The sequence below is a fragment of the Amycolatopsis deserti genome, assembly GCF_014653945.1.
Classification (GTDB): domain Bacteria; phylum Actinomycetota; class Actinomycetes; order Mycobacteriales; family Pseudonocardiaceae; genus Amycolatopsis_E; species Amycolatopsis_E deserti.
In genome coordinates, this window is record NZ_BNAU01000012.1 from 121,934 (window position 1) to 142,623 (window position 20,690).

The 20,690-nt window shown below is 71.3% G+C and carries 25 protein-coding genes; 14 read left to right on the plus strand and 11 right to left on the minus strand.

Annotation, left to right across the window (positions count from 1 at the left end; all coding sequences use genetic code 11):
* Positions 1 to 64: 64 nt before the first annotated feature.
* On the plus strand, positions 65 to 709 hold the full coding sequence (locus IE290_RS35295) for a hypothetical protein (RefSeq protein WP_191249076.1): 645 nt from the start codon (positions 65 to 67) through the stop codon (positions 707 to 709).
* Here IE290_RS35295 and IE290_RS35300 read toward each other — a convergent pair.
* Positions 703 to 1,170, minus strand: coding sequence for a hotdog fold domain-containing protein (locus tag IE290_RS35300; protein WP_191249077.1), 468 nt, complete (start codon positions 1,168 to 1,170; stop codon positions 703 to 705). The two genes, IE290_RS35295 and IE290_RS35300, sit on opposite strands and share 7 nt — an antisense overlap.
* Before the next feature lie 58 nt (positions 1,171 to 1,228).
* Here IE290_RS35300 and IE290_RS35305 point away from each other — a divergent pair, with 58 nt between their 5' ends.
* The 3 genes from IE290_RS35305 to IE290_RS35315 all read left to right on the plus strand — a co-directional run bounded on the left by IE290_RS35305 (position 1,229) and on the right by IE290_RS35315 (position 3,548).
* Positions 1,229 to 1,810 (plus strand): acid phosphatase, encoded by a 582-nt coding sequence (locus IE290_RS35305; protein ID WP_191249078.1) that lies wholly within the window; start codon positions 1,229 to 1,231, stop codon positions 1,808 to 1,810.
* Between the two features lie 96 nt (positions 1,811 to 1,906).
* Positions 1,907 to 3,013, plus strand: coding sequence for a cobalamin-independent methionine synthase II family protein (locus IE290_RS35310; RefSeq protein ID WP_191249079.1), 1,107 nt, complete (start codon positions 1,907 to 1,909; stop codon positions 3,011 to 3,013).
* 52 nt (positions 3,014 to 3,065) lie between these two features.
* Positions 3,066 to 3,548 (plus strand): GNAT family N-acetyltransferase, encoded by a 483-nt coding sequence (locus tag IE290_RS35315; protein ID WP_191249080.1) that lies wholly within the window; start codon positions 3,066 to 3,068, stop codon positions 3,546 to 3,548.
* On the opposite strand, the gene IE290_RS35320 is transcribed toward IE290_RS35315, so the two are convergent.
* Positions 3,545 to 4,015: a hypothetical protein gene (locus IE290_RS35320; RefSeq protein ID WP_191249081.1), complete on the minus strand. Its 471-nt coding sequence runs from the start codon at positions 4,013 to 4,015 to the stop codon at positions 3,545 to 3,547. The two genes, IE290_RS35315 and IE290_RS35320, sit on opposite strands and share 4 nt — an antisense overlap.
* Before the next feature lie 265 nt (positions 4,016 to 4,280).
* On the opposite strand from IE290_RS35320, the gene IE290_RS35325 reads away from it, so the two are divergent.
* Together IE290_RS35325 and IE290_RS35330 are read left to right on the plus strand one after the other, a co-directional pair.
* Positions 4,281 to 5,192 carry a diacylglycerol/lipid kinase family protein gene (locus tag IE290_RS35325; RefSeq protein ID WP_191249082.1) on the plus strand — a complete coding sequence of 304 codons (912 nt, stop codon included), beginning with the start codon at positions 4,281 to 4,283 and terminating at the stop codon, positions 5,190 to 5,192.
* Between the two features lie 264 nt (positions 5,193 to 5,456).
* Positions 5,457 to 5,708, plus strand: coding sequence for a WhiB family transcriptional regulator (locus tag IE290_RS35330; RefSeq protein ID WP_094008969.1), 252 nt, complete (start codon positions 5,457 to 5,459; stop codon positions 5,706 to 5,708).
* 726 nt (positions 5,709 to 6,434) lie between these two features.
* Here the strand turns inward: IE290_RS35330 and IE290_RS35335 are convergent.
* Positions 6,435 to 7,940, minus strand: a complete 1,506-nt coding sequence (locus IE290_RS35335) for a sensor histidine kinase (RefSeq protein WP_191249083.1) — start codon at positions 7,938 to 7,940, stop codon at positions 6,435 to 6,437.
* A gap of 113 nt (positions 7,941 to 8,053) precedes the next feature.
* Between IE290_RS35335 and IE290_RS38625 the strand changes: the two genes are divergently transcribed.
* The gene (locus tag IE290_RS38625; protein ID WP_369794341.1) at positions 8,054 to 8,128 is read left to right on the plus strand and encodes a 50S ribosomal protein bL37; all 75 of its coding nucleotides are present in this window, start codon (positions 8,054 to 8,056) and stop codon (positions 8,126 to 8,128) included.
* Between the two features lie 79 nt (positions 8,129 to 8,207).
* On the opposite strand, the gene rsrA is transcribed toward IE290_RS38625, so the two are convergent.
* Entirely contained in the window at positions 8,208 to 8,528 is a 321-nt protein-coding gene (rsrA, locus tag IE290_RS35340) for a mycothiol system anti-sigma-R factor (protein WP_191249084.1), read from the minus strand.
* Positions 8,525 to 9,160, minus strand: a complete 636-nt coding sequence (locus IE290_RS35345; RefSeq protein WP_191249085.1) for a sigma-70 family RNA polymerase sigma factor — start codon at positions 9,158 to 9,160, stop codon at positions 8,525 to 8,527. Before IE290_RS35345 ends, rsrA begins: the two co-directional genes overlap by 4 nt.
* A 241-nt stretch (positions 9,161 to 9,401) precedes the next feature.
* Here IE290_RS35345 and ybaK point away from each other — a divergent pair, with 241 nt between their 5' ends.
* Complete coding sequence (gene ybaK, locus IE290_RS35350; protein ID WP_191249086.1) at positions 9,402 to 9,878, plus strand: Cys-tRNA(Pro) deacylase; 477 nt, start codon at positions 9,402 to 9,404, stop codon at positions 9,876 to 9,878.
* Between the two features lie 112 nt (positions 9,879 to 9,990).
* On the opposite strand, the gene IE290_RS35355 is transcribed toward ybaK, so the two are convergent.
* Positions 9,991 to 10,599, minus strand: a complete 609-nt coding sequence (locus tag IE290_RS35355; RefSeq protein WP_191249087.1) for an alpha/beta hydrolase family protein — start codon at positions 10,597 to 10,599, stop codon at positions 9,991 to 9,993.
* A complete protein-coding gene (locus IE290_RS35360) occupies positions 10,596 to 11,366 on the minus strand; it encodes an SOS response-associated peptidase (RefSeq protein WP_191249088.1) in 771 nt (256 codons plus the stop codon). Before IE290_RS35360 ends, IE290_RS35355 begins: the two co-directional genes overlap by 4 nt.
* Positions 11,367 to 11,475: 109 nt before the next feature.
* Here IE290_RS35360 and rsgA point away from each other — a divergent pair, with 109 nt between their 5' ends.
* From rsgA to IE290_RS35380, 4 genes are all read left to right on the plus strand, one after another.
* Complete coding sequence (rsgA, locus tag IE290_RS35365) at positions 11,476 to 12,465, plus strand: ribosome small subunit-dependent GTPase A (protein WP_191249089.1); 990 nt, start codon at positions 11,476 to 11,478, stop codon at positions 12,463 to 12,465.
* Positions 12,466 to 12,536: 71 nt separating this feature from the next.
* Entirely contained in the window at positions 12,537 to 13,364 is an 828-nt protein-coding gene (locus IE290_RS35370; RefSeq protein WP_191249090.1) for an SCO4651 family lipoprotein, read from the plus strand.
* 81 nt (positions 13,365 to 13,445) lie between these two features.
* Positions 13,446 to 14,267 carry an SCO4651 family lipoprotein gene (locus IE290_RS35375; RefSeq protein ID WP_191249091.1) on the plus strand — a complete coding sequence of 274 codons (822 nt, stop codon included), beginning with the start codon at positions 13,446 to 13,448 and terminating at the stop codon, positions 14,265 to 14,267.
* Between the two features lie 125 nt (positions 14,268 to 14,392).
* Complete coding sequence (locus IE290_RS35380) at positions 14,393 to 15,136, plus strand: SCO4651 family lipoprotein (RefSeq protein ID WP_229874904.1); 744 nt, start codon at positions 14,393 to 14,395, stop codon at positions 15,134 to 15,136.
* Here IE290_RS35380 and pruA read toward each other — a convergent pair.
* The 3 genes from pruA to IE290_RS35395 form a co-directional block, all read right to left on the minus strand.
* Positions 15,133 to 16,761, minus strand: a complete 1,629-nt coding sequence (gene pruA / locus IE290_RS35385; protein ID WP_191249092.1) for an L-glutamate gamma-semialdehyde dehydrogenase — start codon at positions 16,759 to 16,761, stop codon at positions 15,133 to 15,135. The two genes, IE290_RS35380 and pruA, sit on opposite strands and share 4 nt — an antisense overlap.
* 89 nt (positions 16,762 to 16,850) lie before the next feature.
* On the minus strand, positions 16,851 to 17,351 hold the full coding sequence (locus tag IE290_RS35390) for a DUF6912 family protein (protein ID WP_094008946.1): 501 nt from the start codon (positions 17,349 to 17,351) through the stop codon (positions 16,851 to 16,853).
* Positions 17,348 to 18,754, minus strand: a complete 1,407-nt coding sequence (locus IE290_RS35395; protein WP_191249093.1) for a WS/DGAT/MGAT family O-acyltransferase — start codon at positions 18,752 to 18,754, stop codon at positions 17,348 to 17,350. The genes IE290_RS35390 and IE290_RS35395 overlap by 4 nt, the downstream gene beginning before the upstream one ends.
* 35 nt (positions 18,755 to 18,789) lie before the next feature.
* On the opposite strand from IE290_RS35395, the gene IE290_RS35400 reads away from it, so the two are divergent.
* The gene (locus tag IE290_RS35400) at positions 18,790 to 19,548 is read left to right on the plus strand and encodes a TrmH family RNA methyltransferase (RefSeq protein ID WP_191249094.1); all 759 of its coding nucleotides are present in this window, start codon (positions 18,790 to 18,792) and stop codon (positions 19,546 to 19,548) included.
* On the opposite strand, the gene IE290_RS35405 is transcribed toward IE290_RS35400, so the two are convergent.
* Positions 19,526 to 19,906 carry an HAD-IA family hydrolase gene (locus IE290_RS35405; RefSeq protein ID WP_191249095.1) on the minus strand — a complete coding sequence of 127 codons (381 nt, stop codon included), beginning with the start codon at positions 19,904 to 19,906 and terminating at the stop codon, positions 19,526 to 19,528. The genes IE290_RS35400 and IE290_RS35405 overlap by 23 nt on opposite strands.
* 112 nt (positions 19,907 to 20,018) lie before the next feature.
* On the opposite strand from IE290_RS35405, the gene IE290_RS38135 reads away from it, so the two are divergent.
* Positions 20,019 to 20,444, plus strand: a complete 426-nt coding sequence (locus IE290_RS38135) for an Rv3235 family protein (protein ID WP_229874913.1) — start codon at positions 20,019 to 20,021, stop codon at positions 20,442 to 20,444.
* The last annotated feature ends 246 nt before the right edge of the window (positions 20,445 to 20,690 follow it).

Below are 20,690 nucleotides of genomic sequence, written 5' to 3' on the forward strand. Positions count from 1 at the left end.
GTCAGGGTCCGGTCCGGGATGTTCCGGATAGTGCCCGACCACCTGGTCGGACAGGATTTCGATCATGAAGATCGCACTCGCCGCGGCCGCCGTCGCCGCCCTCGCCCTCACCGTCACCGCCGCCATCCCGGCCCGCGCCGCGGAGAACACCTTCGCCGACTGCCCGGCCCTGCCGGCCGGCGCCGACCCCGGTCAGTGGCGCTGCGAGGTGCTCGACTCGACCGCGACGATGTCGTTCGGCACCGTGCGCGACCTCCCGCTCGGCCCGATGCGCCTCACCTTCGCCGAGGGCCAGCTGGACGGTGAGTACGCGCAGGTGTTCGGCGCGCTGAGATCCGAGCCGGTCGCATTGCCCGGGCTCCCGCGCGCCACCGTGCGGTTCGGCTACGGCGGCCACTCCGACTTCCAGTCCAACGACCAGCGCAAGGGCGAGATCGACCTCGTCGCCGAGTTCGACGCGCCCTACCTGCCGCGCGACTGCGCGACCGGCGTCATCCACTCGGTGCTGCAGGCCGACGGGCCGACGAAGGTCGTCTCCACCGATCCGCTGACGCTGGAGTTCGCCAGCCACGACCGCACCATGGCGGTGCCCGCGACGGAGAACTGCGGCCCGCTGAGCCGGGTCGTGAACCGCCGGCTGGGCCTGCCCGCCGCGTCCGGCACGAACTCCTACACGCAGACGACCACGGTCCGCCTGCGCGACTACTGACGCTTGGGCGTGACCCAGATCGTGATGGTGGCGGTGACGACGGTCTTCCCGCTCCGGTCCGAGATCACGACCGGCACCGGCAGCTCGAGGCCCTCGTCGCCGAACTCCGGGATCTCCGGCAGCTCGGCGACCGCCCGCAGGCTCGTCTCCGCCTTGGCGACGTACCGCACGGTCATGCCCTTGGGCAGCCACCGGTGCGTCGCGGGCAGGGTCGACTCGGCGAGCATGCCCATCGCTATCTCCGCGAGGTTGCACGCCGCGATCGCGTGAAACGTGCGGATGTGGTTGTGAACACCCCACCACTTCGGCGCGCGCACCGCGCAGTAGCCCGGGCGCAGCTCCTCCACGGTCGGCAGCACCGAGCCGAAATAGGGCACACGCAGGCAGATCGCGGTCGAGAACAGTCGTTTGCCGCCGGGCAGCGCGCTCAGGCGCTGCCACAGCGAATAGGTCGAAGCCACCGGCACCTCCAATGTTACCGACGAGTAGCAAAGCAGACCGGTGGCTATATTCGCAAACGTGGACCACGAGCTCTTCCTCTTCCGCCACGGGCAGACCGAGTGGTCGGTGAACGGCAGGCACACCGGCCGCACCGACATCCCGCTCACGCCGGCCGGGGAGAACCAGGCGCGCGCCGCCGGACTGACCTTGCAGACGCTGCGCAAGGGCCCCGCGCTGGTGCTGACCAGCCCGCGACAGCGCGCGGTGCGCACGGCCGAGCTGGCCGGGCTGCGGATCGACGAGCGGACCGAGGACCTGGCCGAGTGGGACTACGGCGACTACGAGGGCGTGACCACGCCGGAGATCCGCAAGACCGTGCCGGGCTGGACGGTGTGGACGCACGAGATGCCCGGCGGCGAGACCGTCGAGCAGGTGACCGCCCGCGCGGACGCGCTGCTGGAGCGGGTGCGCAGGGCACTGGCCGACACCGAAGTGATCCTGGTGGGCCACGGCCACTTCAGCCGGGTGCTGATCGCCCGCTGGATCGGGCTGCCCGCCACCGCCGGCGTCCACTTCGGACTGGACCCGGCCGGGGTCACCGTTCTGGGTGACGAGCGCGGCGAGCCGAAGATCGAGCACCTGAACATCCCGCCGTCCTGACCGTAGCGATCCCGTACCGCCCACGGGGCCAGCTCGCTCGACACGAGGTCAACGAGGACAGCCCGGCGTCATCCGTCCCGCTTAGCGTGCATCGGCATGAACTCCTTCGCGCGGGCCACCCACGTCGGCAGCCTCCTCCGTCCGCCGCCGCTGCTGAAGGCGCGGACCGACCACGCGGCGGGCCGGCTCGACGACGCCGGACTGCGGCGCGTCGAGCAGGAATCGATCCTGGTGGCGCTGTCGGTGCAGCAGGACAGCGGCATCGGCGGATACACCGACGGCGAGTACCTGCGCACGGATTTCATGAGCAGGCTCACCGAGCACGTGGCCGGTTTCGCCGCGCAGGCGCCGTCGCTGGAATGGCAGTCCGGCGACCACGCCGAGGAGGACAGCAGCATCCTCCGGCTGATCGGGGGCAAGCTGGCCTACCGCGAACGGTTCACCGACCGCGAGGCCGCCTTCCTCGCCGCGCACGCGCCCGGCCCGTTCAAGATCTCCATCCCCGAGGTCACGAACTTCGTGGTCGCCAACTGGGACCCGCGGGTCAGCGGCCCGCACTACCCCACCCGGGCCGACATCGTCGACGACCTGACGGCCGTCCTGCTGCAGGAGGCCGCGGCGCTCGCCGAGGACGGCGTCCGGCACGTCCAGATCGACGCGCCGTGCTTCATCGCCTTCGCCAACCCGCGCATCCTCGCGCTCCTGGACTCGGAGGGCATCGACGCGCGTGCCCTGCTGCGGCGCTGCATCGAAGCCGACGCGGCCGTCGTGCGGCTGCTGCGCGACCGCGGCGTCACGGTCGGCATGCACATCTGCCGCGGCAACTACCGCGGCCAGTGGTTCAACGAAGGCTTCTACGACGACATCGCGGCGGATGTGTTCGGCGGCATCCCGGTGGACCACTGGCTGCTGGAGTACGACACCGAACGGGCCGGCACCTTCGAGCCGCTGCACCACGTGCCCGACGGCGTGCGGGTCGTGCTGGGCCTGATCACGACGAAGACCGGTGAGCTGGAGAACCCCGACGACCTCGCGCGCCGGGTGGACGAGGCGGCGCGGATCGTGCCGCTGGCGGACCTGGCCGTCAGCCCCCAGTGCGGCTTCGCCTCCGAGGTGCGGGGGAATCCGCTGACCTGGGACGACCAGCGCCGGAAACTGGACCTGACGGTTTCGGTGGCACAACGGGTCTGGGGCGGGGTCTGAGTCTGGCAGTATCGACGCCGACAGCACCCGCTCCGAACGCCTGGGGACCGCCATGCCCGACAGCCGCATCCGCCGTATCCGCGAGTCCGATGTGGACGAAGTCGCGCAGCTGGTGCACGACCTGGCCGCCTACGAGAAGGCGCCGCAGGACTGCCACCTGACGGCCGACCGGCTGCGCGCGGCGCTGTTCGGCGACGATCCGGCGGTGTTCGGGCACGTCGCGGAGCAGGACGGCGAGGTCGTCGGGTTCGCGCTGTGGTTCCTGAACTTCTCCACCTGGCGCGGCGTGCACGGCATCTACCTGGAGGACCTGTTCGTCAAGGCCGAGCTGCGCGGGTCCGGGCTGGGCAAGGCGCTGCTCGCGACGCTGGCGAAGGAGTGCGTGGACCGCGGCTTCGCGCGGCTGGAGTGGTCGGTGCTGGACTGGAACCCGGCGACCGGCTTCTACAAGTCGCTCGGCGCGATCCCGATGGACGAGTGGACCGTCTACCGGCTGACCGACACCGCGCTGGACAAGCTCGCCGAGCTCGCCTAGTCGTCCTCACCGCGCTCGCGGCGGCGGCCGGCCATCCCACCGCGCTCGGCGGCCTCCTCCTCGGTCTCGTCCTCGTGCTGCCCGAGCGCCCACGCCCGCGCGGGCTGGCGGAACAGCAGCACGATGATCGCGACGCCGAGGGCGATGATGGGTACCCCGAACGCCGGCCGTCCGGACGGCCCCGCCATGTACCAGCCGACGCCGGCGGTGATGAGCGCCATGACGAGGCCCGGCGAGCGGGCCCAGGTGTGGCCGAACAGCAGCCCGATCGCGCAACCGATCACGGCGAGCGCGAACAGCACGTAGAAGGCGCCCTCGGCGAGCACGCTGGTCAGCGGCATGCTGTCCCCGGGCGAGGCGAACAGCAGGACGCCGAAGACCAGCAGGCCGATCCCCGGCAGGACGGTCAGCGCGCCGGCCGCCCTGACCTCGCGCGGAGCGGGTGAAATCTTGTCGGCGAGCGCCATCGCGAAGGGCCTTCCACCAGCGGATACGCGGCACGGGTGACCGTGCGTGAACACCCCCGATACTAAGCCACCCGGTCGGCCGTTTTCGAACCGCGGCCATCCGCGTCAAGATCTGGGTGTCGTCGATGAGCCGGCGGACGCCCGGGGTGCACTTGTCACGACGAACGGACCGTGCCGAACGACGGGAGGTCAACCGGCAGTCTTTTCGCAGTGATGAGGTTCGCGCTCGCGCTTGGGATGTGCCCGATTGGCCTACCCTGCGGGTATGCGCGCGATTCTGGTGGTCAACCCGCAGGCCACGTCCACCACGGCCGGCGGGCGGGACGTGCTCGCGCACGCACTGGCCAGCCAGGTGAAGCTGGAGGTCGTGGAGACCGACTACCGCGGCCACGCGCTCGCGGTGGCGCGGGACGCGTCCCGGGACGGGGTCGACCTGGTGGTCGCCCACGGCGGGGACGGGACGGTCAACGAGGTCGTCAACGGCCTGCTGGCCGACGGGCCCGATGCGGAGCTGCCCGCGCTGGGCGTCGTCCCGGGCGGCTCGGCCAACGTGTTCGCGCGCGCTCTCGGCATTTCACGGGACCCGGTGGAGGCCACGCACCAGCTGCTGTCGGCCATCGAGTCGGGCCGCAGCCGGCGCGTCGGGCTGGGGTTGGCGGACGGGCAGTGGTTCACGTTCAACGCGGGCCTGGGCTGGGACGCCGACGTGGTCGCCACGGTCGCCGACCGGCGCGGGAAGCAGACGAACGCGCTGCTGTACATGCGGGCCGCGGTGGCCTGCTACTTCCGGCCGCGCTCGCCCCGGCTGCCGCTCACCGTGCACGTGCCCGGCGAGGAGCCGGCCGAGGTGCGGATGGCGTTCGTGTCGAACACCGATCCGTGGAGCTACCTCGGTGAGCGGCCCGTTCACCTCAACACCGGCAGCTCGTTCGACCGGGGGCTGGGGTTGTTCGCGTTGCGCAAGCTGTCGTTGCCGCTGGTGTTCCGGCACGTGCGCCAGGCGCTGCGGACGGAGGCCAGGCACCGGGGCAAGGCGCTGGTGAGCCACGACGACCTGGCGAAACTCAGCGTGACGGCCGAGGAGCCGGTAAACTTCCAGGTGGATGGCGACCTGATCGGCCGCCGGACGCGGGTCGACTTCACGAGCGTGCCCGGCGTCCTGAGCGTGCTGGCGTGAGTGATCGGTCCGGCGATCTGCAACTTGCCGTTCGTCGACGCACACGGCCCACTCACCGCATCGTCCTTCCCCCGCGGAGGCCGTTTCGGAGAGAAACCGCAGGTCAGCGGGGTCGCCTGACCAGGTGAGCTGACTCACCGATGTTGCGAAAACACTTGTCGAAAGCGGTGCTTCGTGAAAGCATTCACAAGCACCCCAAGAAACGATCCGCCATGACGACCTGTGGCGCAGCACGCTCTGCGCCCCGAGAAGGAGCTCACAGAAATGGACTGGCGCCACGACGCTGCCTGCCGCGACGAGGACCCCGAGCTGTTCTTCCCTGTCGGGAACAGCGGTCCCGCCGTGCTGCAGATCGCCGAGGCGAAAGCCGTATGCCACCGCTGCACCGTGGCGTCCGAGTGCCTGGCCTGGGCTTTGGCCAGCGGCCAGGACGCCGGTGTCTGGGGCGGGATGAGCGAAGACGAGCGCCGCGCCCTGAAGCGCCGTCGTGCTCACATCGGCATGCGCACCGCCTGACCTCTCCACGCGCTGCGGCGTCGCTTAACGCGTCTCTTACGAGAGTACGCGGGACCTGACGCAGGGGTTTACACGCCCCCACTTAACGTTCCTAGGCCCGGCACCCACCTCCCGCGGGTGCCGGGCCTTCGAACGTCCTGAGCAGGGGTTTTCTTGCTTCGGGTGGCAGTTGCGTGGTCGCGTTCGGCCGACCGGGAGCGGCATCCACCGCAGCGTCTTGCGGCGGCCGCACGAAGCACCCTCTCGCGCGGCCACCGCTGGCCCACTCATGCGGCCACGACTGGCCCTCTCGCACGGCGAGGCTTACCGGTGGCCCACTCGCACGGCCACCACGGGCCCATTCATGCCGCCATCGCTGGTCCCCTCACGCTGGCACGACTCTCCCACTCGCGCCGGCACCACCGGCCCCCTCACGCGCGCACGACCGGCCCACTCACGCAAGCATGACTGGCGATGTCGTAGCTGCACGACTGGCCCACTCGCGCGGGCACCACTGGCCCTCCCGGTCGGGAGCGGCTGGCCCACTCGCACAGCACAACCACCAACGGTCCACTCGCGCAGCCACCAACGGTCCACTCGCGCAGCCACCAACAGTCCACTCACTCAGGCACCAACGGTCCACTCGCGCAGCGACCACCGCCCCACTCACGCGGGCACCACTGGCCCTCTCGCGCGGATACGACGCGCCCACCCGCACACCCCAGCGAGCCACCCGCCGAAGAACCCCTAAGGCCGACGCCCCAGCGGCAACCTCAACGCCGCCTCCGTGCCGCGCGTCGCGCCGTCCTTCAGCTTTCTCAGTGACAGCGAGCCCCGCAGCTCGGACTCGACCAGGGTTCGCACGATCTGCAGGCCCAGCCCGTCGGCCCGCTCCAGCGAGAAACCCGACGGCAGCCCGCGCCCGTTGTCCCGGATCAGCACGTCCAGCCACCGCGCCGAGCGGCTCACCACGATCTCCACCTTGCCCGGCCGCCCATCCGGAAAGGCGTGCTCCACCGCGTTCTGCACCAGCTCCGCCAGCACCATCACCAGCGGCGTCGCGATCTCCGCCACCACGATCCCGAACGACCCGGACCGGCTGATGCTCACCCGCGACTCGGCCGTCGCGACCTCGCCCACCATCGGCAGCACGTTGTCCAGCAGCTTGTCCAGATCGACCCGCTCATCGACCGACACCGACAGCGCCTCGTGCACCATCGCGATCGACGCGACCCGCCGCACCGACTCCGTCAGCGCCTGCCGCGCCTCCGCGTTCGACGTCCGCCGCGACTGCAGCCGCAACAACGCCGCCACCGTCTGCAGGTTGTTCTTGACCCGGTGGTGGATCTCGCGGATGGTCGCGTCCTTCGACAGCAGCGCCCGGTCCCGCCGCTTGACCTCGGTCACGTCCCGGCACAACACCAGCGCCCCCGCCGGCTGGCCGTGCGGCCGCAGCGGCAACGCCCGGAACAACACGACCGCACCCCGCCGCGACTCCGCCTCCGTGCGGCTGCCCGGCTTCCCGTCCAGCGCGTCCAGGATCCGGTGCGCCACCTCCGTCGCGTCGAACGGGTCCCGGATGAGCGACCGCGTCAACGGCGCCAGCCGTGTCCCCACCAGGTCCGACTCGTGCCCCATCCGGTGGTACGCCGACAGCCCGTTGGGGCTCGCGAACACCACGTTCCCCGCCGCGTCCAGCCGGATCAGCCCGTCCCCCACCCGCGGGCTCGTGTGCACGTCGGTCTGGCTGTCCACGTGCGGGAACGTGCCGTCGACGATCATCTGGCACAGGTCGCCCGCGCTGCCCAGGTAGGCGACCTCGAGCGGGCTCGGCACGCGCGGCGCGGCCAGGTTCGTCTCCCGCGACAGCACCGCGATCACGTTCGACCCGAACGTGACGGGAATCGCCTCGCGGCGCATCGGGAGGTCCCGGTACCAGTGCGGGTCCTCTTCGCGGCAGATCCGCACCTCCCGGATGGCCCGCGCGAGCTGCGGGTGGTCCTCGACCGTGAACCGCGTCCCGACCACGTCCTCGGGGTGCGCGGTGGGCGCCGTCGTGGGACGGGCCTGCGCGACGCACACGAAGTCGCCGCCCTGCTCGTTGTGCTCCGGCGAGACCGGCACCCAGAGCAGGAAGTCGGCGAAGGACAGGTCGGCGAGCAGCTGCCACTCGGCCACCACGGCCTGCAGGTGGTCGGCGGCTTCGCCGGACAGGCCGGTGTTCTCGGCCAGCAGGTCGGAAAGTGTCGTCACGCTGGTACTCCTCCTCGGGGCAGCTCAAGTGAACCAGAGCGGGACCTTCCCGGCACCCGCCGGGGCGAGCCTGAGACACTGGTGGGCAGATCGCGACCAGGGAAGGAGCAGGCATGTCGAAGCGAGCCCGCAAGCGCCGCGACCGCCGGAAGAACGGCGCCAACCACGGCAAGAAGCCCAACAGCTGAGTTCGGGCACGAACTGCGCTGTTCAGGCGCGAAAAAGGCCCCGGCGCGCGGCGCCGGGGCCTTCGTCGTGTCCGGGGAGCTACTCCGCGTTCTGCTCCAGCCGCACCTCGGTGCGCTCGACCGTCACGTCACCGTGCCGCCGGACCGTCTGGTAGATCGACGCCCGCAGCTTCTGCTTGAACTCGTCGGGGGCGGTGTCGCCGCCGCACTTGCGGTGCAACAGCTGCTTGAGCTGCTCGTCGATGCCGTACTCCTCGAGGCACGGCGGGCAGTCCTCGATGTGCTTGCGCAGCTGCGCGTCCCGCTCCGGGCTGCACTCGCGATCCAGCAACAGGAAGATCTCGGCGAGCGCCTCGGAACAGCGGACGTCGTCCTTGTGCGGCTCACGACCGGTGGTCATCGCGCTACCTCCTGCTTCGCGCCCCGGATGAAGCCGCGCTCGCGCGCGACGTCGGCGAGCAGGTTGCGCAGCTGGGCGCGGCCACGGTGCAGGCGGGACATCACGGTCCCGATCGGCGTGTCCATGATCTCGGCGATTTCCTTGTAGGCGAAGCCCTCGACGTCGGCGAGGTACACGGCGAGCCGGAACTCCTCCGGCAGCTGCTGCAGCGCGTCCTTGACGTCGCTGTCGGGCAGCCGGTCCATCGCCTCGACCTCGGCCGACCGCAGGCCGCTCGAGGTGTGGCTCTCCGCCTGGGCGATCTGCCAGTCGGTGATCTCCTCGGTGGGCTGCTGCACCGGCTGACGCTGACGCTTCCGGTACCCGTTGATGTAGGTGTTGGTGAGGATCCGGTACATCCAGGCCTTGAGGTTCGTGCCCTCCTTGAACGAGGCGAACGCGCCGTAGGCCTTGAGGTAGGTCTCCTGCACGAGGTCCTCGGCGTCCGCCGGGTTCCTCGTCATGCGCAGAGCGGCCGAGTACAGCTGATCCAGCAGCGGCATCGCGTCACGCTCGAAGCGCTCGGCGCGCTCTTCGGCCGGCTCCTGCTCGGAGCCGGATTCGGGCACCGCGGAGTTCTGCGTGCTCGGCAAACCGTTCCCTTTCCCATCCGCGTCGAAGCGGTCCGCACCCGTGGCCGGGTACGCATACGACAGCTTCGAGGATACGCGGACGGGCTTCGCCGGGCCGGGTACACCGGCCGGCCGGGTGACGGCCTGCACACGGGCTCGTCGATCAGCAAGCTTTGACGGCACGTCCCTCACAACACCGCACGATCCGGGCACATTCCCCGCCGCGGGAAAAGGACTTGCGGCTTCCCGATACCGTGCACCCATGGCCGGGAAGGGAACGCCGGCGACCGCCCTGCTCGCGAAGCAGAAAGTCGCGCACCAGCTGCACGCCTACGACCACGATCCGAAGCACGAGTCCTACGGTCTGGAAGCGGCCGAGGCGCTCGGCCTGGAACCGGACCGCGTGTTCAAGACGCTCGTGGCCGATGTGGACGGAAAGCTGACGGTGGGCGTGGTGCCGGTCACCGGGCAGCTGGACCTGAAGGCGCTGGCCGCGGCGGTGGGCGGCAAGCGGGCGAAGATGGCCGAGGCGGCGGCCGCCCAGCGCGCGACCGGTTACGTCCTGGGTGGGATTTCCCCGCTGGGCCAGCGCTCGCGGCTGCCGGTGGTGATCGACTCCTCGGCGGAGAAGTTCGAGACGATCTACTGCTCGGCGGGGCGGCGCGGACTGGAAGTGGAGCTCGCGCCGGCCGACCTGGTGCGCCTGACCTCGGCGACGGTGGCCCCGATCCGCGCCTGACCCGCCCGCTGTGGCGGCGGCTTGCCCATCCGCCCGCGACAGCGACAGCGACAGCGACAGCGACAGCGGCCACAATGCCCCACCGACTACCCGCGCGATCCGCACTGGCCGCTCAGGTCAGCGGCCGCAGCACCTTCGCCAGCCACTCGTGCACCGTGCGGTACACCGACTCGAGGTCGGCGTCCAAGGAATGCGTCCCGCGCACCACGACCACCTCGTGGTGCGGCCCCGGCTTCGGGCAGCCGAACGCGTCGGTCTCGCCCTGGACGACCAGCGTCGGCACCTCCACGGCGTCCAGCTCGGCCTGCCTGCTCTTCTCCGGCTTGCCCGGCGGATGCTCCGGGAACGCCAGGCACAGCACCGCCACCGCCTGCCCGGCCGCGGCCGTCCGGCACGCCACCCGCGCTCCCGACGAGCGGCCCCCGAACACCATCGGCAGGTTGTCGAACTGGTCGCACAAGTCCTCGGCCACCGCGAGCCACGCCGCGTCCAGCTGCTTCGCCGGCGCAGGCGCCCGGCGGCCGGCCACCCGGTAGGGCTGCTCGACCAGCGCGACGTGCACCCCGGCCGCCTGCCCCGCGCGCGTGGCCGCCACCAGGTCCTTCGCCTCGATCCCGCCCCCGGCGCCGTGGCCGAGCATCAGCACCGCCTCCCCGTCCGGCGCGCAGTGCAGCTCCGCCCTGGCCGGGCCGTGCGGTGTCGGGATCTCGATCCTGGTCATGGCTTCGGCAGGTCGAACAGGGCTTCGGTGGCGTCCAGGTCGGTCGCCGGGTCGACCCGCTCGATGAGCTCGGGGCCGTTGTTGCGCACGTTGTTGACGCGGTCGGACACCGGCCGCAGCTCGATGGTCTCCATCAGGTCCATCGGCGGGGCCAGCAGCTCCTCGACCTCGGTGCGGTCCGGGTCGAGCCAGTCCGCCCAGTTCCGCTCGTGGATCACCAGCGGCATCCGGTCGTGCACCTCGGTCAGCCGGCCCGCCGCGTCGGTCGTGATGATCGAGAACGTGATCAGCTGCGGGGCATCGGGATCCTTCGGGTCGCGCCAGGTGTCCCAGATCCCGGCGAAGGACAGCGAGTGGCCGTCCGGCCGGGTCATGAAGAACGGTTCCTTCTGCTTGCCCGTGCGCCGCCACTCGTACCAGCCGTCGGCCGGGACCAGGCAACGCCGCCGCGCGAGCGACTTCTTGAAGGCCGGCTTCTCGGCGGCCGTCTCGGCGCGGGTGTTGATCATCCGGTTGCCGACGGAGACGTCCTTGGCCCAGAACGGCACCAGCCCCCACCGCATGACGCGCAGGCTGCGCACGGCGGGCTCGTCCTCCAGGACCTGGCCCTCGGCGTCGCGCGGGTGCCGCTGCACCACGGTGACCACGTTCTTGGTCGGCGCGACGTTGTAGTCGGCCTCGCGGGCCTTGCCGTCGGTCTCGTCCACGGCGTCGAATTCCTGGGCCAGGTCGGCCGGGTTCTTCTTCGCCGCGTAGCGGCCGCACATGTCGCCCAACTCCTTCGAACCGGCTGCTGAAAACCCATCGTGACACGGGTGGCGCGCCACTGGCGAGCGGGATGGGGGATCATCTGTGCTCGGAAGGAGGGCACGGGGCTTGGCACGCAGGGACTGGCGCGATCTGGACGAAAGCGACGTCCGCGTGCGCCCGGGAAAGGGTTCGCGCCCGCGCAGCAAACGCCGCCCGACCCACGCCGACGCCACCCAGGCGATGGTGATCGCGGTGGACCGCGGCCGGTGGACGTGCGCGATCGACAGCGACCCCGGCCGCCTCGTCACCGCCATGCGCGCCCGCGAGCTGGGCCGGACCCCGGTCGTCGTGGGTGACCAGGTCGGCCTGGTCGGCGACACCAGCGGCGAGCCGGGCACGCTGGCCCGCATCGTCCGGGTCGACGAGCGCACCAGCCTGCTGCGCCGCACCGCCGACGACACCGACCCGTTCGAACGCGTCGTCGTCGCCAACGCCGAGCAGCTGCTCATCGTCACCGCGCTGGCCGATCCACCGCCGCGGCCCGGGTTCATCGACCGCTGCCTGGTGGCCTCCTACGCCGGGGGCCTCCAACCGGTGCTGTGCCTGACCAAGGCCGACCTGGCGAGCCCGGACGAGCTGCTGTCGCGCTACGCCGAGCTGGACGTGCCCTCGGTGGTGACCCGCTTCGACGAGGATTCGCTGCCGCTGGCCGACACCGTGCGCGGCCGGGTGTCCGCGCTCGTCGGCCACTCCGGGGTCGGCAAGTCGACGCTGGTGAACCGTCTGGTGCCGGACGCCGAGCTGGCCACCGGCGAGGTCAGCGCGATCGGCAAGGGACGGCACACCTCGGTGGCGGCGGTCGCGCTGCCGTTGCCCGACGGCGGCTGGGTGATCGACACGCCGGGCGTGCGGTCGTTCGGCCTGGCCCACGTCACCGCGAACGACATCGTGGCCTCGTTCGACGAGTTCGCCGAGGCGGCCGAGGAGTGCCCGCCGGGCTGCGGGCACCTCGGCCCGCCGGAGGACCCGGACTGCATGCTCGACGAGGTCGCCGACAAGCGCCGCCTGCCATCGCTACGCCGCCTGCTGGCCTCGCGGGCCGGCATGGAGGTTTGATCTTCGCCCGTTCTGCGCACTCCGGTCGGTGACAACCCACTTGGGGGACATTCGACTGAGGGATTCTTGTCATGCGCAAAATCGCTCTACTCGCGGGTGCGCTGGCGCTGGTCGCCGGCACCACCGCCTGCGGTTCCACCACCGATTCCGGGCAGGCGAGCGAGCCGCCCAAGCTGTTCGGCAACGCCCAGGAACTGGTGCTGGCCTCCTCCGGCAAGGCCGACCAGGCGCAGACGGCGAAGTTCACGCTCACCGGATCGGTGGCCGGTCAAACTCTGGACGCCGGCGGGGAAGGCCGGTTCACCGGGCCCTCGCCCGCGATGACCATGACGATGAACGTCGCCGGGCAGAGCCAGGAAATGCGGGTCGTGGACAAGGTCCTCTACCTGAAGCTGCCGCCGGAGCAGGCGGCGCAGGCGGTCGAGGGCGGCAAGCCGTGGGCGAAGGTCCCGGAGGACAGCGAGGCGGGCAAGGCGATCGGCGCGAGCATGGACCAGGCCGCCCAGGGTGATCCGACGCAGGTCCTGGAGCAGATCCAGCAGGCCGGCACGATCACCCGCAGCGAGCAGACCACGCTCGACGGGCAGCAGGTCAGCCACTACTGGGTGAACATCGACGTCGCGAAGGCCACCGACACGCTGAACACCGGTGAGCTGCCGCCGGAGGTGCTGGACAAGCTGAAGAACTCCGGCACCGTCATCCCGATGGAGGTCTGGCTCGACGCCGACCAGCTGCCGGTGCAGGTGACGCAGGACTTGACGCCGCTGATGCGGGCGGCGGGCGCGCCGGCCGAGGCGCAGAACGCCACGATGACGATGAAGTACCGCGACTGGGGCGCGCCGGTGGACGTCGCGGCCCCGCCCGCGGACCAGGTCGGCGATCTGAAGACAATCGGCTGAAAGGCGTAACGCGGGAGTCCTCTTCGGACATATTCGGGGTAGTCACCCGAGGGTGGGTGAACCGATCAAGGGGATTCTCGCATGAAGAAAACCGCTCTGGTGTCCGGCATCCTGGCGCTGGTGCTCGGGCTGACCGCGTGTGGCGGGCAGTCCGGCTCCGGCGGCGGGAACGCCGGCCCGGCGCTGTTCGGGGACGCGCAGGAGCTGGTCCGGGCGGCGTCGGCGAAGACCGGTCAGGCGCAGTCGGCGAAGTTCAGCATCTCCGGCTCGGTCGCCGGGCAGCAGATGACCGGCTCCGGTGAGGGCCGCTTCAACGGCGCGGACAGCGCTATCGCCATGACGATGAACGTCGCCGGGCAGAGCCAGGAGATGCGCATCGTCGACAAGGTGATGTACATCAAGCTGCCGGCGGAGGCGCAGTCCGCGACCGGCGGCAAGCCGTGGGCCACGTTCCCGGAGGGCAGCGAGGCCGCGAAGGCGCTCGGCGCGAGCCTCGAGCAGGCCGAGTCGAACGACCCGACGAAGACGCTGGAGCAGATCCAGAAGGCCGGCACGATCACCCGCAGCGAGCAGACCACGCTCGACGGGCAGCAGGTCAGCCACTACTGGGTGACGATCGACGTCACGAAGGCCTCCGACGAGCTGGCCGCGTCCGGCCTGCCCGCGGAGACGCTGGAGCAGCTGAAGTCGATGAACGTCACCTACCCGATGGAGCTGTGGCTCAACAGCGACCAGCTGCCGGTGCAGATCACGCAGGACCTCGGCCCCGTGATGAAGGCCGTCGGCGCGCCGGCGGAGGCGCAGCAGGCGTCGATCACGATGAAGTACAGCGACTGGGGCGCCCCGGTCACCGTCACCGCCCCGCCCGCCGACCAGGTCGGCGAGTTCAAGATCGGCGGCTGACGCAGGGTGTTGCGGCGCGGTCTCGGTTCGCCGGGGCCGCGCCGTTTTCCGTAACGCGGGTGTCCCTTCGCGACATATGACCGGTAGTTCACCCGGCAGAGGTGATCCGACCGGGGGGAACCCGCGTGAAGAAGTCAGCTCTGGTCATCGCACTCGCGCTGCTGGTCAGCGCCTGCGGCGCGAAGCCCGCGGCCGGGCCGCCCCTCTTCGGCGACGCGCAGACGCTGGTGCGCGCCGCGACCGAGCAGACGGGCAAGGCCCAGACGGTGCGGTTCTCCGTCGCGATGACCGTGGCGGACCGCGAGACCACCGCCACCGGCGAGATGCGCTTCACCGAGCCCGGGTGGGCCATGAAGGTCACGCACACGGCCGACGGCGTCATGTCCGAGATGCGCGTCGTGGACGGCGTGCAGTACGTGTCGATCTCGGAAAGGGCACGCGGGCTCACCGGGGGCAAGCCATGGGGCCGCTACCCGGCGGACAGCGCGAAGGGCAAGGAACTCGGTGCCATGACGCGCGAGTCCGGCCAGAGCGATCCCGCGCAGGTGCTCGACGACGTCCGCGAGGGCGGCACCATCGACCGCAGCGAGCAGACCACGCTCGACGGGCGGCCGGTGAGCCACTACTGGATCACGATCGACCTGGCGAAGACCTCCGGGCTGGCGGAGATGGCCGGCCGGACGGCGCCGATGGAGTTGTGGCTCGACGCCGGCCAGCTGCCCGCCCAGATGCTGTTCGACTTCAGCGGGCTCGCGTCCGCGGGCGAGCCCGAGGTGGGCCCGATGACCATGCGTTACACCGGCTGGGGCGAGCCGGTCGACATCACCGCCCCGCCCGCCGACCAGGTCGCCGAGCTGCCTGCCGGCTAACCCATGTGCGGGTAGCCGATCGCCGTGGGGGCGTCGAACGTTTCCTTGATCGACCGCGGGCTCGTCCAGCGCAGCAGGTTGAACATCGACCCCGCCTTGTCGTTCGTGCCCGAGCCGCGCGAGCCGCCGAAGGGCTGCTGGCTCACGATCGACCCGGTCGGCTTGTCGTTGACGTAGAAGTTGCCCGCCGCGAACCGCAGCGTCTGGTGCGCCTGCTGCACCGCGGCCCGGTCGTCGGCGAACACCGCGCCGGTCAGGGCGTACGGCGAGGTCCGGTCGACCAGCTCGAGGATCTCGCCGTACGAGGCGTCGTCGTAGACGTGCACCGCCAGGATCGGCCCGAAGTACTCCGTCGCGAACGCGGTGTGCGCCGGATCGGCGGACACCAGCACGGTCGGCTCGACGAAGTACCCGATCGAGTCATCGCAGTGGCCGCCGACCAGCACGTCGAGGTCGTTGTCCCCGTCCACGCTGTCCAGCAGCTTCCGGTGCTTCGCGAACGCCCGCGCGTCGATCACCGCCCCGCCGAACACCGACAGGTCCGCGACGTCGCCGTACTTCACCGTCCGCGTCAGATCGGCCAGCTCGTCGCGCAGCCCGCTCTCCCACAGCGACCGCGGGAGATAGGCGCGCGAGGCGGCCGAGCACTTCTGCCCCTGGTACTCGAACGCGCCCCGCACGAGCCCGGCCAGCAGCTTCTCCCGGTTGGCCGAGGCGTGTGCGACGACGAAGTCCTTGCCGCCGGTCTCGCCGACGATCCGCGGGTAGCTCGCATACCGGTCGAGGTTCTCCGCGATCCGCCGCCACAGGAACTTGAACGTCGCCGTCGAACCGGTGAAGTGCAGGCCCGCGAACCCGGGATCGGCCAGCGCCACCTCGCTGACCGCGTGCCCGTCGCCGGTGACCAGGTTGATCACACCCGGCGGCAGGCCGGCCTCCTCGAACACCTGCATCGTGTAGTGCGCGGCCAGCTGCTGGGTCGGCGTCGGCTTCCACACCACCGTGTTGCCCATCAGCGCGGGCGCGCTGGGCAGGTTCCCGGCGATCGCGGTGAAGTTGAACGGGGTGATCGCGACGACGAACCCGTCCAGCGGCCGGTAGTCCATCCGGTTCCAGGCGCCGGGCACCGAGTTGGGCTGCTCGGCGAGGATCCGCCGCGCGTAGTGCACGTTGAACCGCAGGAAGTCGATCAGCTCGCAGGCGGCGTCGATCTCGGCCTGCTGCACCGACTTCGACTGGCCGAGGATGGTCGCGGCGTTGAGGGTGTCGCGGTGGCGGCCCGCCATCAGGTCCGCGGCGCGCAGGAACACCGCGGCGCGCTCGTCGAACGGCATCTCCCGCCAGGCCGGGGCGGCGGCCTTCGCGGCGGCCACCGCGTCCGCGACGTCCTCGGGGGTGGCCTGCGCCGACGTGCCCAGCACGTGCGCGTGGTCGTGCGGCTGGACGACGTCGAAGGTGTCCCCGCCGGCCATCCGCCGCCTGCCGCCGATCGTCTGCGGCAGCTCGTGCTTGTCACCCTCCAGCTCGGCGATCCGGCGTTGCAGGGATTCCCGCTCGGGGCTGCCCGGCGCGTAGGTCCGGACGGGCTCGTTGACCGGATCGGGCACGTTCGTGATGGCGTCCATGCCTACCTCCTGAAATCGGCTCTGCGGCGCTCGCGCCACCGTTGAGGGTGGTGGTGGGCGACGGGCGGGCTTGTGGCCTGCCCCCAACGCTAGAGCAGGTCGAGGAGGAACGGCAGCTCCTGAGGCGCGTACCAGGCCAGTTCGTGGTCCTCGGCCTCGCCCAGGACGAACTCCGCGTCCGGGTCGCCGAGGTCCGCGGCGTCGATGACCCGGGCGGCCGCGCGCACCGCCTCCTCGGCCTCTTCGGCGTCGACGTGCACGGCGGCCACGTCCTCGTAGCTGATCGGCCCGGACAGCTTCACCACCGGCGCGTCCAGGTCCGGGCGCGGGGTCGCGTTGTCGACGTCGACCGAGATCACCACGCGGCGCGGCAGCTCCTTGGCGTCGTCCTCCGCGGCGCCGATCAGCCGCAGCGACGCGCGGGCCGCGTCCAGCAGGGCGACGTACTCCAGCTCCTCGGTGTCCCCGCTGAGGTAGGACTCGCGCAGCGCCGGGGTGAGGGCGAACCCCGTCCCGCCGGGCGGCTGCAGCCTGCCGTCCGCCACCAGCCTGCGCAGCATTCCGATCGTGCCCGGAAGGTAGACCCTCACCAGCTCGCACCCTTCAGCTCTTCCAGCGAATCCTCGATCATGCCCGCGAGGACGTCCACATCGGACAGCGCCTTGCGGTCACCGTTGAGTCCGAAGTAGACGCCGCCGTGGTAGGACGTGACCCCGATGGCCAGCGCCTGGTTGCGCGCCAGCGGGATCACCGGGAACATCTCGGTCATCCTCGCCTGCCCGGCGTACAACGGTACCTGCGGCCCCGGCGAGTTGATGACCAGCAGGTTGAAGATCCGCCCGGAGAACGACCCGGCAGCGCGGGCGGCCAGCGCGTGCATGGTCGCCGGGGCGAACCCGCCCACCTTGAGCATCGCCCGCGCCGCGACCGAGCGGCCGGAGTCGGCGTGCGCGCGCAGCGTGTGGCTGATGTGCTGCAGGCGCAGCACCGGGTTGGGCTCGCCGACCGGCAGGTCCACCAGGTACGGCTCGACCCGGTTGTTGACCAGGCCGGCCGGGGAGAACTCGACGGTGTCCGGTTCCAGCACGGCCAGCGGCACCAGCGCGCGCACGGTGGTGGCCTCCGACACGCCCTCGCCGCGGGAGAGCAGCCACTCGCGCAGGGCGCCGGTGATCGCGGCCAGGACGATGTCGTTGACCGTGACGCCGTGCTCGGCGCGGACCTTGCGGTAGTCCTCCAGGCGCGTGCGGACCACGGCGAACACCCGGCCGCCGGAGACGTGCCGGTTGAGCGGCCCGGACGGCGCCGGCTGCAGGACGCGGTGCAGCGCGGCGGCGACCCCGCCCACGGCGTCGGTGACCTTGTCGGCCGTGGCGGACAGGTCGCTCATCACGTCGCGCACGTTCTCGACGATCTCACCTGGCCGGCGGACCGTCTCGCCGACCGCGTCGAGCACCAGCTGGGTGGCGCTGGGCGGGCGCCGGGGCACCCAGGTGTCCTCGAACGGCTCGCACGCCTGCGGCATGGTGTCGAGGATCAGCTGTCCCAGCTCGACGGTGCCGCTGCCGTCCACGACGGACTGGTGGGTCTTGGTGACCAGCGCGATCCGGTCGCCCGCGAGGCCCTCCACGAAGTAGGCCTCCCACAGCGGGCGCTCGTGGTCCATCGTGCGCGCCATCAGCCGGGCGACCAGGTCGTACAGCTGGTCGTCGGTGCCCGGCGCGGGCAGCGCGGAGCGGCGGACGTGGTAGTTGAGGTCGAAGTCGACGTCGTCCACCCAGACCGGGCGCGCCAGGTGACCGGGCACGTTGACCACGCGCTGCCGGTAGCGCGGCAGGTAGGCGAGGCGCTGCTGGATCAGGCACAGCACCTGCTCGTGGTCGAACCCGTCCCGGGGGCGCTCGAACACGGCCACCCCGCCCACGTGCATCGGCGTCGTCGCATCCTCCAGGTAGAGGAACGACGCGTCGAGTGCGGAAAGGCGGTCGGGCATGAAGCGATCCTGACACATCCTGGTTCACTGGGGGCGTGGCTGAAACGACCGTCTCCCCGAAAGACCGATTCCTGACCGTCTACGGGCGCAAACCGGTGCTGGAAGCCCTGGACGACCCGGAGCTGCGGGTGGACAAGGTCATCCTCGCCGACACCGCCCGCGGTCCGGCCGCGGCGGAGATCCAGCGCGCGGCGAAGGCGGCCGGCGTGCCGGTGCAGCGGGCGAGCGCGCACCGGGTCAAGGTGCTGGCCGGCAACGGCAAGCAGGACCAGGGCGTCCTGGCGGACGTGGTCGCGCCCCGGATGCGGCCGCTGAGCGCCGCGCTGGCCGACGCGCCGGCCCGGGTGCTGCTGCTGGACGGCATCACCACCCCGGCGAACGTCGGGATGATCCTGCGCACCGCGACGGCGGCCGGGCTGGGCGGGATCGTCGTGCCTCGGCGAGGGGTGGCGGCCCTGGATCCGCTGGTCGTGAAGGCGTCGGCGGGGGTCGCCTTCCGGGCGCCGGTCCTCCGCTGCGCGACCGCTGCCGAGGCCGCGTCGATGCTGGTCGAGGCCGGATACGGATTGTATGCACTTGGTGCACAGGGCGGTCCGTCGCTGTTCGAGGCGTCGTTGCCGGAGCGGGCGGCGTTCGTGCTGGGCGGGGAGACGGCGGGGGTGAGCGACGAGGTCGCCGAGCTGGTGACCGGGTGGCTGTCGATCCCGATGCCGGGCGAGGTCGAGTCGCTGAACGTGTCCGCGGCCGCGGCCGTGCTGTGCTTCGAGCTGGTCAGGCGGGGAACAACACGCTGAGTTCGGCGAGGGTGTCCGCCACCGACGTGTGGTGGACGCCGACCATGCCGGCGGCGGTGGCGCCGTCGACGTTGGCGCGGGAGTCGTCGACCATGACACATCCGGTCGCGGGGAGGCCGAGGCGTTCGGCGGTGAGGCGGAAGACGCGCGGATCCGGTTTGGCGATGCCGACCTCGCCGGAGAAGACGAACGCGTCGAAGTGCCGGGCGAGGTTGCCCCGACCGGCGCCGCCGTCCGCATTGGACAGCACGGCGGTCCGGATTCCGCGCCCCCGCAGCACATCGACGGCGGCGAGCAGTTCCGCGGCGTCCGGATCGGTCAGGACACCGGCGTAGTCGAGCACCAGGCCGCGCAGCACGCGTACGACCCTATCGGCCCGGATCACACCATCGGGCCACGGCTGTCCGGTTCTCGCGGGAGTGCCGCTCTAGGGAGCGGTATGACTCGACCGAGGGGGACTGATGAGCGAGATGCGGACGCTGCAACCGTACGAGCCGAACCGGGGCACGGCTCCGCCCGTCGTGATTCCGGAACAGGCGGGAGCGTCACGGATCGGGACACGCGGCCGGCCCGGGGAACCGCTGGAGCTGCGCCACGCACGGACCGTTCTGACGGCGATCCTGGAGGTCCGTGCCGGGCGCCGGGCCCCGGGCCAGCTGCGGACGGTGGTGACGCCGAGGATGTACCAGCACCTGCGGGTGGCGCCCCCGTCGCCGGGCCCGCGCTACACGGTCAGGTCCGTGCGGGCGAGCCAGAGCGCACCGGGCACGATCGAGATCTGCGGCACGGCGCACGCGGACCAGCGGGCCACCGCGGTGATGGCGAGGTTCGAACACTCCGAAGCCGGCTGGCGATGCGGCTTCTTCACGGTGGTGCAACCGCAGAGACGCCGCTGACCTGGGGCGCGGCCGCCTCACGCTGATGCCGCAGAGACGCCGCTGCCGCTGGGTGAACCCCGGCGGCGGTGCGGCTTCGGCACGCTGGTGCAGCCGCTGAACTGGGCAAACGGGTCTAGCGCGGCGACGCCCGCCTCGCGCGCCGGTCTGTCCGCCTCGCGGGCAGACCGGCGTGGCCGCGGACCTCCGCCAGGCTCGGCGCGCGCGCCAGCCCGACTGCCGTGGGGCCGCCGGGCTGGCGCCGTG